Annotated in this window: 16 protein-coding genes; 9 read left to right on the forward strand and 7 right to left on the reverse strand. The window is 69.7% G+C overall.

Going from position 1 to position 13916, the window contains the following annotated elements; translation table 11 throughout:
* Positions 1–9: 9 nt before the first annotated feature.
* A complete protein-coding gene (locus ABD327_RS13860) occupies positions 10–780 on the reverse strand; it encodes an SDR family NAD(P)-dependent oxidoreductase (protein ID WP_344450752.1) in 771 nt (256 codons plus the stop codon).
* Positions 781–871: 91 nt separating this feature from the next.
* On the opposite strand from ABD327_RS13860, the gene ABD327_RS13865 reads away from it, so the two are divergent.
* Entirely contained in the window at positions 872–1480 is a 609-nt protein-coding gene (locus tag ABD327_RS13865) for a TetR family transcriptional regulator (RefSeq protein WP_344450753.1), read from the forward strand.
* 237 nt (positions 1481–1717) lie between these two features.
* On the opposite strand, the gene ABD327_RS13870 is transcribed toward ABD327_RS13865, so the two are convergent.
* Positions 1718–2203 (reverse strand): SRPBCC family protein, encoded by a 486-nt coding sequence (locus ABD327_RS13870; RefSeq protein ID WP_344450754.1) that lies wholly within the window; start codon positions 2201–2203, stop codon positions 1718–1720.
* Positions 2200–2574: an ArsR/SmtB family transcription factor gene (locus ABD327_RS13875; protein WP_344450755.1), complete on the reverse strand. Its 375-nt coding sequence runs from the start codon at positions 2572–2574 to the stop codon at positions 2200–2202. Before ABD327_RS13875 ends, ABD327_RS13870 begins: the two co-directional genes overlap by 4 nt.
* Positions 2575–2697: 123 nt before the next feature.
* Here ABD327_RS13875 and ABD327_RS13880 point away from each other — a divergent pair, with 123 nt between their 5' ends.
* The 7 genes from ABD327_RS13880 to ABD327_RS13910 all read left to right on the forward strand — a co-directional run bounded on the left by ABD327_RS13880 (position 2698) and on the right by ABD327_RS13910 (position 9979).
* Positions 2698–3462 (forward strand): GIDE domain-containing protein, encoded by a 765-nt coding sequence (locus ABD327_RS13880; protein ID WP_344450756.1) that lies wholly within the window; start codon positions 2698–2700, stop codon positions 3460–3462.
* 169 nt (positions 3463–3631) lie between these two features.
* A complete protein-coding gene (locus ABD327_RS13885; protein WP_344450757.1) occupies positions 3632–4348 on the forward strand; it encodes a hypothetical protein in 717 nt (238 codons plus the stop codon).
* Positions 4345–5559, forward strand: coding sequence for a hypothetical protein (locus tag ABD327_RS13890; protein ID WP_344450758.1), 1215 nt, complete (start codon positions 4345–4347; stop codon positions 5557–5559). The genes ABD327_RS13885 and ABD327_RS13890 overlap by 4 nt, the downstream gene beginning before the upstream one ends.
* A gap of 566 nt (positions 5560–6125) precedes the next feature.
* On the forward strand, positions 6126–6758 hold the full coding sequence (locus ABD327_RS13895) for a hypothetical protein (protein ID WP_344450759.1): 633 nt from the start codon (positions 6126–6128) through the stop codon (positions 6756–6758).
* 361 nt (positions 6759–7119) lie between these two features.
* The gene (locus tag ABD327_RS13900; protein WP_344450760.1) at positions 7120–7758 is read left to right on the forward strand and encodes a hypothetical protein; all 639 of its coding nucleotides are present in this window, start codon (positions 7120–7122) and stop codon (positions 7756–7758) included.
* Positions 7759–8000: 242 nt separating this feature from the next.
* Positions 8001–8987: an NADPH:quinone reductase gene (locus tag ABD327_RS13905; RefSeq protein WP_344450761.1), complete on the forward strand. Its 987-nt coding sequence runs from the start codon at positions 8001–8003 to the stop codon at positions 8985–8987.
* Between the two features lie 341 nt (positions 8988–9328).
* Positions 9329–9979: a hypothetical protein gene (locus ABD327_RS13910; RefSeq protein ID WP_344450762.1), complete on the forward strand. Its 651-nt coding sequence runs from the start codon at positions 9329–9331 to the stop codon at positions 9977–9979.
* Positions 9980–10067: 88 nt separating this feature from the next.
* Here ABD327_RS13910 and ABD327_RS13915 read toward each other — a convergent pair whose 3' ends face one another.
* The 4 genes from ABD327_RS13915 to ABD327_RS13930 form a co-directional block, all read right to left on the reverse strand.
* Complete coding sequence (locus tag ABD327_RS13915) at positions 10068–10412, reverse strand: winged helix-turn-helix domain-containing protein (protein ID WP_344450763.1); 345 nt, start codon at positions 10410–10412, stop codon at positions 10068–10070.
* A complete protein-coding gene (locus tag ABD327_RS13920) occupies positions 10409–10837 on the reverse strand; it encodes a hypothetical protein (protein WP_344450764.1) in 429 nt (142 codons plus the stop codon). The genes ABD327_RS13915 and ABD327_RS13920 overlap by 4 nt, the downstream gene beginning before the upstream one ends.
* Before the next feature lie 335 nt (positions 10838–11172).
* Positions 11173–11709, reverse strand: coding sequence for a maleylpyruvate isomerase N-terminal domain-containing protein (locus ABD327_RS13925; RefSeq protein WP_344450765.1), 537 nt, complete (start codon positions 11707–11709; stop codon positions 11173–11175).
* 120 nt (positions 11710–11829) lie between these two features.
* The gene (locus ABD327_RS13930) at positions 11830–13278 is read right to left on the reverse strand and encodes a serine/threonine-protein kinase (RefSeq protein WP_344450766.1); all 1449 of its coding nucleotides are present in this window, start codon (positions 13276–13278) and stop codon (positions 11830–11832) included.
* A gap of 149 nt (positions 13279–13427) precedes the next feature.
* Between ABD327_RS13930 and ABD327_RS13935 the strand changes: the two genes are divergently transcribed.
* Positions 13428–13874: a hypothetical protein gene (locus tag ABD327_RS13935; protein WP_344450767.1), complete on the forward strand. Its 447-nt coding sequence runs from the start codon at positions 13428–13430 to the stop codon at positions 13872–13874.
* The last annotated feature ends 42 nt before the right edge of the window (positions 13875–13916 follow it).

A 13916-nucleotide genomic window follows, 5' to 3' on the forward strand; every position in this document is an offset into this window, starting at 1 on the left:
CTGCCGGGGTCAGCGGGCGACGAGGCCGCCGTCGGCGTGGAGGACCTGGCCGGTGACGAAGCTGGCGGCGTCGGAGGCCAGGAAGAGGGCAGGGCCGACCATCTCGTCGGGGGTCGCCATGCGCTTCTGGAGGGCGGCCTCCTCCATGTGCCGCTGGAACTCGGGCGGGTTGTTGCGGACCATGTCGGTGTCCACGGTGCCGGGGGCCAGGGCGTTGACGCGGATGCCGCGCGGGGCGAACTCCGCGGCCATGGAGCGGGTGTAGGCGACCATGGCGGCCTTGCCCGCGGCGTACATGGACACGTAGGGGGAGAACATGAACGCGCCCGCGGAGACGACGTTGACGACCGAGGCGTGCGGGCTCTCGGTGAGGTGGTCGAGCGCGCGCTGCACGAGGAAGACGGGGCCGCGGACGTTGACGTCCTGGGACTTGGCGAACGCCTCGGGGGTGAGGGAGCCCAGCGGCAGCGCGAGGGCGTTGGCGGCGTTGTTGACGAGGATGTCGAGCCCGCCGAAGGTCTCGGTGGTGCGCGTCACGAGGGCGTCGAGGGAGTCGAGGTCGCCCAGGTGGGTGGGGACGCCCAGGGCGGCGCCGCCCATCGCCTTCAGGTGGGCCTCGGTCTCGGCGCAGGCGTCGGGCTTGCGGCTGGCGACGACGACGCTCGCCCCGGCCGCGGCGAAACCCTCGGCGATCGCCCGTCCGATGCCGCGGGTCCCGCCGGTGACGAGCGCGACCCGTCCCGTCAGGTCGAACAGCGACCGAAGCTTCCCAGTGTCCATGCGTCCTCCTCGACGTGCGGCCGGTACGGCGCGGCCGGATACGTACTTGGGACCTTGGAGCAACTGAGACTGAGTGTCAATATGTCCGGAGATGGATGCGGACAGCGGTTCCCTACGCCGGCGCAAGAAGCGCCGCACGTTCACGACGGCCTCCCGGGCCGCCGTGGAGCTCGTCGCGGAACGCGGCATCCAGGCGGTGAAGGTCGACGACATCTGCGAGCGCGCAGGGATCAGCCGTTCGACGTTCTTCCGCTACTTCGACTCCAAGGAAAGCTGTTTCGTCGCCGGAGTCAACCAGGGCCGCCTCGACGCGGTGGTGGCCGCCCTGAAGGCCCGCCCGGCCTCGGAGGACGCCTTCACCGCGCTGTGCGGGACCTTCCTCTCCCTCTCCGGAGACTGGCGCCGCCAACGCGGCTTCCTCCACCTCGAAGCCCGCATCCGCGCCGAGGACCCCGCCGTCCAGGCCCACGCCAGCGCCCAGTACCTGGCCTGGGAGAACGCCCTCGCCGACGCCCTCCACCCGCGCCTCCCCGACGGCGCCGACGGCGGATTCGCCCGCCGCCTCGTGGCGGGCATCGTCCTGTGCGCCGTGCGCCTCGCCACCGAGCAGTGGCTGAAGGACGGCGTCGGCTCCTCCCCGGAGGAGAAGTTCGCCCACGCTTTCGCCGAGGCCCGCGCCCTCCTCGTCGGAGGGGGATGACGCGGGAGGCGCGCCCGGCTGAGACGGCCTGATCTTCCGCTGTCGGGACGGTGATCGCTCCGGTCTCGTCATCCGCTGTGAACGCGCCCGAGGAGCGACCGCCCGGCACCGGGCGCACGGAAGTCCTGGAGGAGTCCGCAGCACTCGGAACGAGCCCGGCGCGGGGCGGAGCCCGAAGCTCCGTCCCGCGTCGGCGTCTCGCCGGATGCCCGAGCGTCTCGCGGATGCCCGAGCGGGTCAGGCGGCCAGCAGGGCGTCCATCTGGCCGACGGCCTGCTCCATGCCCTCGGCCATGCCCATGTCGATCAGCTGCTCCATCTGCTCGAGGGAGTCGAAGGTCGAGTGCATCTCCATGCGGGTGCCGCCGTCGCGGGCGGTGAGCCGCACCCGGATGACGGTGGTCGGGCGGTCCTCGTCGGGCTTGCCCTCGGCGTCGGCGAAGCCGTCGACGAACTCCAGTGAGGTGGGCGGCTCGACGGAGGTGATCCGCCACCAGCCGTGGTACTGCTCGCCCTCTGCACCCGTCATGAAGTAGGCGACGTCGCCGCCGGGGGTGAGGTCGTGCTCCTTCACGGTCGCGGGGAAGGCGGGCGGGCCCCACCAGCGCTCCAGCCGCCGCGGGTCGGCCCACAGCCGCCACACCCGTTCGACGGGCGCTTCGAAGTCGGCGATGAGGGTGAAGGTCAGGTTCTCGAGGTCCTTGCGGGTGTCGGTGACGCTCATGTGTCTCGTCCTCTCGGTGGATCGTCGTCTTCCGGGGCCGGGTCTTCGGCGAGCAGGCGGGTCATCCTGTCCACTCGTCCGCGCCAGGCGGCCTCGAGCAGGTCGAGGGCTCGGCGCGCCCGGCTCAGGGCGTCGGGGGCGGTGCGCACGAGCTGCTCCCGTCCACGGCGTTCCTTCATGACCAGTCCTGCCCGCTCCAGCACCGCGACGTGCTTCTGCACCGCCGCGAAACTCATCGGATAGGCCTCCGCCAGCCGCGACACCGACAGCTCGCCCCGCACGGAGCGGCGCAGGATGTCGCGGCGGGTGGCGTCGGCCAGCGCGTGGAACAGCAGGTCCACGGCCTCGTCGTCCAGTTCACGTACAACCATTTGGTTGTAGGTTACCCCGTGCTCCCCTCCCTGTAAAACGGGGACCCGGACGGGACCGGTGTCCCTGGCACGGATACGCGGAGGCGACGACGATGGCGGGAATTCCGAATCGTGGAGGTCGCCATGGGGATTCTGCTGGTCTGCGGGTTCTTGGCCGTTCCCTTCCTCGTCGTGGGGCAGGTGTTCCGGGCCCAGTACCGGGCCGCGCGGAAGCGGGAGACGCTGACCTGCGCGGAGTTGCGGGCGCGGGGGCCGGGATCGGTGCTCTGCGAGGTGACGGGGACGGTCGGAGCGGGGGAGGGCGGGCTGCTGCGGGCACCCTTCTCCGGGACGCCGTGCGTCTGGTACCGGGTGATGGTCACGGAGAAGGACGCGGGCGGCGAGAAGCGGGTGATCCGGAAGGAGGGCTCCTCGGGCGCGTTCACGGTGGACGACGGGACCGGCGTGATCGCCGTCCTGGCTCCGGAGGGGAAGAACGAGAGCGTGCAGAAGGCCGCGAAGTCCTTCGACCGAAAGGCGGCGCCCGCCGAAGCGGGCGGACTGCCCGTGCGTGCGGGGGACGCGCAGTGGTACCGGTACGAGGAATGGGTGCTCGTGCCGGGCCGGCCGCTCTACGCGTGCGGCCGGGCGTCCTTCGACGGGCGGCGGCTGGTCATGGACCGCCCCTTCCCCCTCCCGGACGGGTCGGACGCGCGGGCCGTCGAACTGTCGTCCGAGAACCCCTACCTGGTCAGCGCCGGGGACGAGAAGGCGCTGCGGCGGCGCGCGCTCCTGGGGATGGCCGTGGGATACGGCGTCACGGGGGCACTGGCCGTCGGGGGGCTGGCGGCCTTCGTCGTGACGGCCGAGGAGGACTACGACAACGACTACGACTCCAGGTACAGGTGAGGGAGCCGGACGGCGCGGATCGGCCTCCGCGCGCCTCCGCCCTTGCCGGGCGTACGCGGGGACCCGCGGACGGAAGAGGAGGTCAACGTCCTAGGGGCACGGGACGGCCGCACCTGGTGATCGGGACAGGGACGCTGCGAGCTTGGACGGAGGCGTCAAGGAACGCCGTATGCGAAAGGGGACAGCGATGAGCGCCGTCGGCGTGGCACAGGGCAGAAGGACCGGCACCGGAGGAGGCGTCCTGTGGGCGTGGGCGGGGGCGGGAACCGGCCTCGCCGGGATGGTCGCCGTCCAGGCCAGCAACAACATCACCGCGGCCTACGACGAGAAGACCGCCGGCGACGCCGCGAGGGTCACGGAGGCGTTCGCCCAGCAGACCGGCCCGCTGCTGGTGCTGCACGTGGCGCTGATGACGGCGACGGTCCTGCTTCCGGTCTTCGCCGTCGGCCTGTGGCGGCGGCTGCGCTCCACCCTGCCCCAGGACAGCCTGCTGCCCGCCGTGGCCGCCCTGGGCCTGGTCCTGACCGCGACGGCGACCCTCCTCGGCAGCGGCCTGGACACCGAGCTGTACTTCGCGCTGAACGGCGAGAAGAGCATGCTCGCCCCCGAACTCGCCCTGATCGGCGCCCACTGGATCGGCACGATCCCGTGGCTGTGGGTCGGCACGGGCCTGAGCGGCGTGGCCGTGGCCGCCGCGTCCCTGCGCCACCGCGCCGTCCCCCTGTGGCTCGGCTGGGCGAGCGTCGTCCTCGGCGGCCTGACCCTCGTCGCCGGCATCTCCCCGCTCCAGTACACCGCCGGCTTCATCGGCCCCGTGTGGGTCCTGGTCGCCGGCATCGGCCTGGCCTTCTCCCGCCCCGCCGTCCCGGCGGCCCCCGGCAGGTGAGGCACGCGGAGATCACCGAGACGGACCTGCCGGAACTGCTCCGGCAGGCCGTCGCCCGCGACGGAACCGCCGGCGACCCCTACGAGGAGTCGTGCGCGCTGGCGAAGCTCGCGGTCGCGGTGGCGGCCGTCGACCGAGACCGGAGCCGCGCCCTCTACGACCGGAGCCGGGACCTCGCCCGGCCCCTCTCCGGCGTCGGACAGCGGAATGATCTCCTGGAGGCCGCGCTGGCCGCCGGAGGCGTGGACCTGGCCGAGGACTTGGCGCTGTCCGCCCCTGACCGGGGTTCGCGGGTCGCGGAACTCCTGAGACTGATGAGGCTGACGGCTCCGCAGGACTTTCCCCGGCTGGCGGGCAGGGCCGAGGAACTGATCCTGGACCTCGCCGATCCGGGCGAGGCGGCGTCGCACGCGGTGTCCCTGGCGGCCGGGACGGCGGGTGAGGACCCGGCACGGGCCAGGGCGTTCATCGAGTACGCCGAAGGGCTGTTCCCGTCCCCGCACCCGTCGTCTCCCCGGCAGGAGCGGGCACGGGTGGCGGCGATGCTCGGAGACCCCGAGCGCGCGATGTGGACGGCCGCGGAACTGGCGAAAGTGGCGGCGGCGCTCGGGGATCCGGAGCGGGCCCGGATCTTCGCCGAGCGCGCCGAATCCCTCGTCTCCGCCTGCCCGGAGAACCGGGCGTCGGTCTTGATGGAACTGATGGAGGCGTCCGCTCTCCTCGGCGAGGAGAGCCGGGTCCACGCCCTCCTCGCCGAGGTGCGGGTCCTCATCTCCGCCGTCGCGGACCCCTACGAGCGCGTCGGGGAGTCGCTGGGTCTGATTCTGACCCTGCACGAGATCGGTGAGGAGGGCCGTGCCTCGGCCGTCGCCGACGAGACCGAACTCCTCATCCCCGAGGTGCCCGACCCGCTCCTGCGCGCCCTGTCCTGGACGGCGCTGGCGGCGGAGGTGCTCCCCTCGGACCCGGACCGCGCCCGCCTCCTCACCTCACGCGCCCAGGTCCCGCCTCCCGCTCCCTTCCTCTTCCTCTGGTCCAGGTTCCTGGTCGGGCTGGACGGCGAGATCGCCTCGGAGCCGGCCCGGAGGCTCCTGTCCGGCGTCCGCGAGACCGGGTCCTGGCCGGTCTGCCTGACCGCCGCCCTCGCGGCCTTTCCGGAGCTGTCCGCACGGACCCTGCGCACGATCGCGGATGACTTCCTCACCTCCTGACTTCGGCCTGATCACCTTGGTGCGACGGACGAGGCGGACCCCGGCGACGACTCGGAAGCCGGTGCGGCGCGCGGACCGGGAGGCCGAGCCGGAACTGCGGGCACTCCTGTACACCGCGAGCGAACTGGTACGCACGCGGTGACGGGGGAGGAGGGCGATTCGAAACGCCGGCACCGCACCACCCGGCTGCGGGTTCCCCCGGATAGGCGTTCTCCGCCATATGGTTCTCGGTTTTCGGCCACTTGCGAAATCCTTGCACCCGGATTTCCATACAAGCAAAAAGCAATTTCTTTCAGATATTAGCTCGATATCAGAGATTTCCGGCCGCCTGGATGCCTTCTGTGCGGGTGAGACCTGCTGATCTGATTGTTCGGCTGGGGGCGGTCGATGAAATAGGTATGTGGATTCGGGTGCTCCGATACCTTCCGGGTATATCACGGAACTTCTACAATCTGTCGACGTCCGAGATCGGAAAGTAATCCTTCCTTTTTGGTCGTCGGTGACCTAGTTTTCGGGAAGCGCCTGATCGTCGAAAGCCCGCAGCGGCGGGTGGGGGAGTGATTCATATGGGTAAGCGGACTGCTTCGATGTTGGCTCTGGCTTCGGTGCTGGTGGTGGGGGCCCAGGTTCCCGCAATGGCGGCGACGACCTGGAAGGTCGTCAATCCCAACGCCGATGGCAGCTTCGCCGCGGTGGCGCCCTCGCTGACGGTGAAGAACGCGGCCGGCCGGTCGCTCTTCGACTGCACGAACTTTGATGTCAAGGGAAGCCTGCCGAGCGGGTCCTCGCCTGCCGGGAATTTCATGGCGAACGTGACCATGCCCACGAATTGCACGGGTCATGACGGGGGCCAGGGATACGTGCTCGTGGGCACCAGCATGGTGCCGAACCACCTCGCCGCCCAGAGCTTCAACGCCTCGACGGGGACGACCACGTTCATTCATCGGTCGGGTGGCACCGTCTACAGCGGAGGGGTCTTCGCGGCCTTCGCGCCCGGCTGCTCCTTCTTCGTGACTTCCATAGCGACGACCTACACCAACGCCACCTCCACTTTGAAGAGCACGACCGCCAAGGCCTACCCCCTGAACGAGGGCGGTTCGATTTCCTGCGCGGGGCTGCTCACCGCTGGTGAGACCATCACGTTCGCCGCCGAGTACAAGGTCGCCCCCGCCATCAAGATCACCGCGACCACCACCTGACCGGGACGCGTGAAAGAGGCGTGCGGGTGCTCTGATCTCCGCACCGACCGAGGGTGATCCACTTCTGCGGGACCGTCCTTTCCCCGGACGGGGCGGGAGCGGGCCGGGCCGTCGGGTTCCGGGTGGTCGCTCTACCGGCCTCTCGCAGTTCTCCGGCATCGACACCGCTCCATTACGAGATGACCGGCCGTCTCTGAAGGGGCAGGATCTTAGATGTTTTCCTGGTATATCGCTGAATTCCTGTGTTCGGTCGATGTCGGTGAGTAGAAAATCAACACTTCCTTTTCGATTTTCGATGACCTGGCTTTATATGCGGCCTGACCGTCTGATGTCCGCGAAGGCGGATGGAGGAGTGATTGTAATGCGCAAGAAGACCCTGTCGACGCTGACCCTGGCCTCGGTTCTCGCACTGGGGGGCCAGGCTTCGCCGGCACTGGCCGCCGCCACGACCTGGACGGTCGCCAATCCCAATGCGGATGGCAGTTTCAATGCGGTGTCAGGTTCGCTGACGGTGAAGAACAGCGCCGGCGAGACGCTCTTCACCTGCCAGAGCATCGATGCCGGGGGCACTATGCAGAGCAGGTCCATCACCAGCACCGCCACCCCCGTCCTGGGACAGTTCACGTGGGCCCGGGCGAACTCCTGCGTGGACGGCGGCGGCGGTAGCTGGGTCGGGTCCCTGGCAGGCTCCTACGTGTTCCACTACTTCAATGCCGCCGGGTACAACGCCGCAACGGGGACGACCACGTTCAACCAGCTCCAGCCTTCGCTCTTCAACTTCTACACGGCCGGTTCCAGCCGTTGTTTCTTCACCATCAAAGCCAAGGGGATGACCTACACCAACGCCACCTCCACTCTGAAGACCACGAAAGCGGAGGTCTTGTTGGGGAATGACGAGTCGGGTCCCTCCTGCCAGGGTCTGCTCACTCAGGGCGAGACGATCACGTTCGCCACCGAGTACAAGTTCACCCCCGCCATCAAGATCACGGCGACTTCCTGACAGGAGAGGCGTGAGGGCATTCTGAGCTCCGCGCCGACCGAGGGCCGCCCCGCTCCCGCAGGGCGGCCCTTTCTCTTTCGGGCCGTGTCGGGCGGCCGGTCCGCCGACGGGATCGAAAGGGTCCCGTCGTTCTTCTCACCGCGGACCTCTGCCCGGTTTCCAGTGAGAGCTCGTAAAAGACCGGCAAGCCCGCGCTGAGCCGCGCAGGCGGCAGGACGGGCGGCACCCGACAATGCGGAACCATGCGCGCTGCTTACATCGAGGAGTACGGGCCGCCTTCCGTCATCCGTTACGGGGAACTGCCCGATCCCCGGCCGGGCCCCACGGACGTCCTCGTCGACGTGGAGGCCGTCGCCGTCGATCCCGTCGACGTCTTCGTCCGCTCCGGTGCCTGGCGCACTCCGCTGACATTCCCGTTCGTCATCGGCCGCGACCTGGTCGGCACAGTGGCCGAAGCAGGCGTCCCGGGGTTCGCGCCGGGCGATCGGGTGTGGAGCCTCAGCATGGGGCACGAGGGCCGCCAGGGCTCTTCCGCCGAACGGGCGGTCGTCTCCGTCGACCGGCTCTACCGTCTCCCCGAAGGCGTCGATCCCCTGGACGTGCTCGCCGTGGCCCACCCTGCCGCGACCGCCTATCTGGCCCTCTTCACCCACGGACGCCTCCGCCCGGGCGAGACCGTCGTCGTCCTGGGCGCCGCCGGGAACGTCGGTGGAGCCATGGTCGTCATGGCCGCGAACGCGGGGGCCCGGGTCGTCGCGGTGGCGGGCGCCGGCGACGCCTCGTACTGCCGGGACCTCGGCGCGGCCCACACCGTCGACTACCGCGCCTCCGGCGTCCCGGCGAGGATCGCGGCCGCGTGCGGCGACGGAGCCGACCTCTTCATCGACACCTCGGGCCGCAACGACCTGGAGCAGGCGGTGGGCCTCCTGGCACGGCGCGGCCGCATCGTCGTCCTCTCGGGCATGACGGCCCGTCCCGTCCTCCCCGTCGCCGCCCTCTACCAGCAGGACCGATCCGTCATCGGGTTCGTCATCTCCCACGCCACGACCGCCGAACTCGCCGAGGCGGCCCGCCACGTCGCCCGCCTCACCGCCGCAGGCCTCCTCCGCGCCCGCCGCCGGACCGACCTGCCCCTGGGCGAGGCCGCCGAAGCCCACCGCCGCCTCGAATCGGGGGAGGGCTCAGGCCGGAGGTTCGTCCTGCGGGTGGGCGCGCCATCAGGGTCCTGAGAGTCCCGCCGGAACGGATCGTTTCGGGCGGGTCCGGGAATGCGGGGAAGTGAAGAATGGGTCCGGACCGGCTTATCCGCGATATCTGTCAGCTCTTCACCGGCTCCCTGACGGGGAGCGGCGCCGCCCGAATCTGTTCACCCTAAAATAGGCTGGATGACGAAACGGGTATGTTATTCCGAGGGCCTGATACCTTCTGGGTATATAGCGTGGCACCGGCGTCAGGTCAGCATTCGGGGACGGAAAGTAATCCTTTCTTTTTCACCCTTCGTGATCTAGCTTGGCATCAAGTCGAGCTTGATCGTCGAAAGCCCGTGCAAGCGGGTGGAGGAGTGATCAGAATGCGCAAGAAGACCACATCGGTGCTGGCCGCGGCCTCGATGCTCGCGCTGGGAGCCCAGGCCGCTCCCGTCCAGGCCGCGACCACGACCTGGACGGTCGTCAATCCCAATGCCGACGGAAAGTTCACCACGTCGGGTCCGCTGACGGTGAAGAACGCCGCCGGCCAGAAACTCTTCACCTGTGCGAATGTCCCCCTCATCGGTGTGATGGGGAGTCAGTCCACGCCCTATGGCCAGACCCTGGGGAAGTTTACTTCGTATTATCAGATTTCTTGCACCGGCGCCGGCGGAGAAGAATGGGCCGGGATGCTGGGCACCATGATAGGACCCAGCTATTTCAGGGCCACCGCCTTCAACGCCTCGACGGGGACGACCACGGTCACGCACAGCGGATACACGCCCGCGACCCCGGTCTACATCTTCAGCCAGGTGGGGGCCGGTTCCACCTGCGCCTTCTTCGTCATGTCCGTGGCGGGGACCTACTCCAACGCCACCTCGACCCTGAAGACCACGACCGCGCAGACCGACCTGGGAACACCGGAAGGCGGGGAGCCCCACTGCCAGGGGATGCTCGCCGAGGGCGAGACCGTCACGTTCGACGGTGCGCTGAAGTTCGACCCCGCGATCAAGGTCACCGCGACCACCTCCTGACCGGGGTGGATCGAGGAGGCGCGTGAGAACGTCCTGATCTTCGTGCAGCCGAAGGGCGGCCGCACTTCGGTGTGGCCACCCGTCGGGGCTACTCGGACTGTTCTCCCTGCGGTGCCGGCTCCCGGCTTTCGGGGGTGCTCGGCGGCGATGCGATCTGGTTGAGGATCGCGATGTGCCGGGTGAAGGCCGCCTTGCCCTCGGGGGTCGACGCCAGCCAGGTGGTGGTGCGTCTTCCGGCCTGGGCTTTGCGGATGGTGACGTAGCCGGCCTTCTCCAGGGTGGTGAGGTGCTGGGACAGCGCCGAATCGCTGATCTGGACCGTGTCGCGGACGAACCGGAACTCCGCCCGCTCGACCGCCGCGAGCAGCGCCATGATGGAGAAGCGGGCCGGGGTGTGGATGACCGCGTCCAGGTGGTGCCGGGGGTGGGTCATGACCGGCGGGCCGTCCACGCGGCGACGAAGAACGGCAGGGCCATGACGGTCGCCGCGGCGATCCAGCCGGGCGGAGAGGTCTCCAGCTTCCAGCGGGCCAGCGGGCCGATCACCAGCAGGTACAGGGTGAACCAGACGATCGCGGAGACCATGAGCCGCCGGGAGGCCCCCTGGGGGAAGACCCTGCGCTGCTCGGCCCGCCAGGAGGCCAGGAGGAACAGCGCCGCCCCTCCGGCGGCCGTGTAGTTGCGGGCGCCGCCGTCGGGCCACACCGCCTCCAGCAGGGTGATCCACGCGATCGACGCGACGCCGAGCGCCGCGAGGAATCCGCTGAACCACCGGCCCGACCGCACGGCCTGCTCGCGTATCCGTTCCGCCTCCGCCAGCGCGGTCCGAGCGGCCCGTCCCTCGTTTTCGTCGTTCATGTCTTCTTCCCCCTCGCATAACTACTTTAGCGATACTAAAGTAGTTGGAGATCACTGACAACCCGTCGTGGTCGCGATGAAGGCCGTGGGCGGCGCCCTGGGGAATACCGCCAAGAGCCAGGGAAGTCCTGTAAGACCGCTCTTTCCCTTTCGGCCGCGCAGCCGGGCGGTCGGCGGTGCTGAGCGGCTCGTGCTCGTGCGGGATGAGGGGTCGCGGCGGCCGAGGAGGCCGGGGTTCGCACTCCGCGGGATTCCGCGTCACCCCGTGTCAAAGCCTCGCCGTGGCGGGCGCGGCGAGGGCGCCACCGGCTGCACCGCTGAGAAAGACCGGGCTCTCACCAGGCCAGGCGTTCGTCGCGCTGCGACCTCATCGGTTCGGGGAGGTCGAGTTCGGTGAACGAGGACGGCCAGTCGGACGGGTGGTAGCCCGCGTCCAGGTCGGTGTGGTGCAGTTCGAGTTCGACGAGTCGCCGCGTCAGGACCCCGTCGGCCGGAAAAGTCGGAATGCCGGGAACGCTCAGCTGAAATCCCCACGAGCCGTCAGGCATGGCGGCGACCTCGGAACCGAACGCCTCGGCCGAGCCGGCGATGTCCTTGACATGCTCGGCGGCGGGGCGTCCGGAACCGGCTTCGATCGCCTCGTCCCGCGCCTCCCGGCTCGTGTAGGCCTGGGTCTCGACTCCGGTGCGCGCCCACACCAGAAGGTTGCGCAGGGCGTCCCCGCCCCGGGCGACATGGGCGAGCACATGACCGCGAGTCCAGCCGGGCAGGAGGGAAGGCCCCCGCACCTCCTCATCGGTGAGCCGCCCCACCGTGGCGAGGAGTCTCCCGGTCGCGTCGTCGATCTGCTGTATCAAGGCGGCTCTCTCCATGAAAGGCATGCTATTTGGACGCCGTCCACCCGGCCACCGACCCGGAACGCAACCGATCTGGAAGCCCTGGCCGCCTGCGGCGAAAGCCCCGGTGGGAGGCGCCCAGCCGCATCACCCCGGTCAGTCGGCCATCGTCGGGGGAGCCGGGGCGCGGGGTCCGGCGAAGCGGGCGATCGCGGCCTCGACCTCGCCCGGCCGCGCGCGGAGCCGGTTCAGGTAGCAGACGCCGATCCAGCCCGTGCGGCGCTCCCGCCACGGGAACACCGAGCGGGAGAGACCGAGCCGCTGCCCGCGCAGCGGGTCAGGCAACCCCGGAACGTAGCCGGTCCTCACCATGAGCACGGTGCCGGAGGGCGGTGTCCGGACCGTGACCAGGTTCATCGCCGCGATCTGCGGCCAGGCCAGGCGCAGCCGGAGGAGGCCGTCGTGCACGGCAAGGCCGTCGGGGCCGACGAGGAGGAGGCCGGGGCGCAAGGAGCCGGACGCGGCTTTGGCCGCCCACCAGACCGTAGCGGCGAAGAGGACCCATCGGAACGCCGCGGGGGCCGTGCTCATCGGTACCGAGAGCAGCAGGGCCGCGAACACCCGCGGGAGGTACCTACCGGTCCGCCACCACCAGGTGATGGGGAACCGCATGCCGTCGTCGTGAGTGGCGTCGGCTCGCGTTATGACGGGCTGTATGTGCCGGGTGGACGTGCGGCCGGACGATGCGTCCGACGGTTTCACGCCGGGCTGCCGGAGCTCGGAGTCGTCCTCCCGCGTCGGGGTCGTCTCGGCGGCGGTCTCCAGTTCCCGGCGGATCCACAGTGGAGAGGGCCGCCGGGCCCGGTCCTGCGTGAGCAGGCGGCCCATCACCCGTCGCAGGGCGGGGCCGGCGCGTTGCGGCGGCGCCACGGTGCCGCGCAGCACCGCCGCGATGATCTCCTCGGGGCCGTGCCCGTCGAACGCCCGGCGGCCCTCGACCATGAAGTACAGGGTCGCGCCCAGCGCCCACAGGTCCGTCTCGGGCCCGCTGCGCTCGCCCCTGGCCTGCTCGGGCGCCATGTAGGCGGGCGAGCCGATCCAGGATCCCTCCGCGGTGATGGTCGGGTCGAACTCCAGGCGGGCGATGCCGAAATCGGCGAGTTTCACGCGGTCTCCGGGCAGGAGCAGGATATTCGCCGGCTTGACGTCACGGTGGACGATGCCGTTCTCGTGCGCGGTCGCCAGCACGTCGATGAGCTGCATTCCGATATGCGCGGAACGGACCGGGGAAAGCGGTCCATCGTTTTCGACCACCTCCTGCAGGCTACGTCCTGCGACATATTCCATGACGACGAAGACGTCGTCCTCGTGCCTCAGGATGTCGAAGACGGTGACGGCGTTCGGGTGGTCGAGCTGTGCCGCGGCACGGGCCTCGCGCAGCAGCCGCTCGCTGCGGGCGGCGAGCCGCTCGGGCGTCAGGCCGGGGTATCTGAGCAGGCGTTTGAGCGCCACCTCGCGCCTCAGGACCTCGTCCCGCGCCCGCCAGACCACCCCGGCCGCGCCGCTGCCCAGCTCCTCGACGAGGGTGAACCGCTCCGTCCGCATCCGCTCCGCCTCCCGCCCCGCGGTCTTTCGGTACCCAAGCGCATCACGGCGCCCGCGGCGGAGGCGGTCGGCGCGGCACAGTTCGGGTGACCGGATAAGGACATCGGAAAAACATTCGGTCGGCGGCGGCGCTTTGATAGACCTGATGCGTGGCACACAGAGTGGTCATCCATTTTGAAAGCGGTGAACGCCAGGTGCTGCACTTGGCGGACTGGGCGGAACCCGCGCTCCACGAATTCGCCGGAGAACTGCTGGGCAGCAGGCACATCCGCAATGTGGAACTGCTGGAGGGAGCGGCCCCTGCCCCGTCTCAGCCCCCTCCTCCGCCGGCCGCCGGGTACGTCCAGCCCCCGGATGTCTCGGCGCCGCTCGTCCGAAGGGTCGTCTCGAACGTGATCACCCTCGTGTTCGGCGTGCTGGCCGTCGGTATAGGGATCGCGATCAGCTTCTCCGGTGAAGGCGGCTGCACCAACATCTGGGCCAGCCCCGGCCTCTGCGGCCTCCAGGACCGCTCCGTCCCGCGCCTCGCCAGCCTGGTCTTTCTCGGCCTCGGCCTGTGGATGCTGTTCACCCCGAGCAAGCCCCGCAAACGCTGACTCCGTTCCTCTGGGCGGGAATCGGTCTGTTCGTCGACACAG

The sequence above is a fragment of the Actinocorallia aurantiaca genome, assembly GCF_039533685.1.
GTDB lineage: Bacteria > Actinomycetota > Actinomycetes > Streptosporangiales > Streptosporangiaceae > Actinocorallia > Actinocorallia aurantiaca.

Coding starts and splice junctions, on each gene's coding strand:
- ABD327_RS13860 (WP_344450752.1), bottom strand. CDS start 780: ATGGACACTGGGAAGCTTCGGTCGCTGTTCGACCTGACGGGACGGGTC.
- ABD327_RS13865 (WP_344450753.1), top strand. CDS start 872: ATGGATGCGGACAGCGGTTCCCTACGCCGGCGCAAGAAGCGCCGCACG.
- ABD327_RS13870 (WP_344450754.1), bottom strand. CDS start 2,203: ATGAGCGTCACCGACACCCGCAAGGACCTCGAGAACCTGACCTTCACC.
- ABD327_RS13875 (WP_344450755.1), bottom strand. CDS start 2,574: ATGGTTGTACGTGAACTGGACGACGAGGCCGTGGACCTGCTGTTCCAC.
- ABD327_RS13880 (WP_344450756.1), top strand. CDS start 2,698: ATGGGGATTCTGCTGGTCTGCGGGTTCTTGGCCGTTCCCTTCCTCGTC.
- ABD327_RS13885 (WP_344450757.1), top strand. CDS start 3,632: ATGCGAAAGGGGACAGCGATGAGCGCCGTCGGCGTGGCACAGGGCAGA.
- ABD327_RS13895 (WP_344450759.1), top strand. CDS start 6,126: ATGGGTAAGCGGACTGCTTCGATGTTGGCTCTGGCTTCGGTGCTGGTG.
- ABD327_RS13900 (WP_344450760.1), top strand. CDS start 7,120: ATGCGCAAGAAGACCCTGTCGACGCTGACCCTGGCCTCGGTTCTCGCA.
- ABD327_RS13905 (WP_344450761.1), top strand. CDS start 8,001: ATGCGCGCTGCTTACATCGAGGAGTACGGGCCGCCTTCCGTCATCCGT.
- ABD327_RS13910 (WP_344450762.1), top strand. CDS start 9,329: ATGCGCAAGAAGACCACATCGGTGCTGGCCGCGGCCTCGATGCTCGCG.
- ABD327_RS13915 (WP_344450763.1), bottom strand. CDS start 10,412: ATGACCCACCCCCGGCACCACCTGGACGCGGTCATCCACACCCCGGCC.
- ABD327_RS13920 (WP_344450764.1), bottom strand. CDS start 10,837: ATGAACGACGAAAACGAGGGACGGGCCGCTCGGACCGCGCTGGCGGAG.
- ABD327_RS13925 (WP_344450765.1), bottom strand. CDS start 11,709: ATGGAGAGAGCCGCCTTGATACAGCAGATCGACGACGCGACCGGGAGA.
- ABD327_RS13930 (WP_344450766.1), bottom strand. CDS start 13,278: ATGCGGACGGAGCGGTTCACCCTCGTCGAGGAGCTGGGCAGCGGCGCG.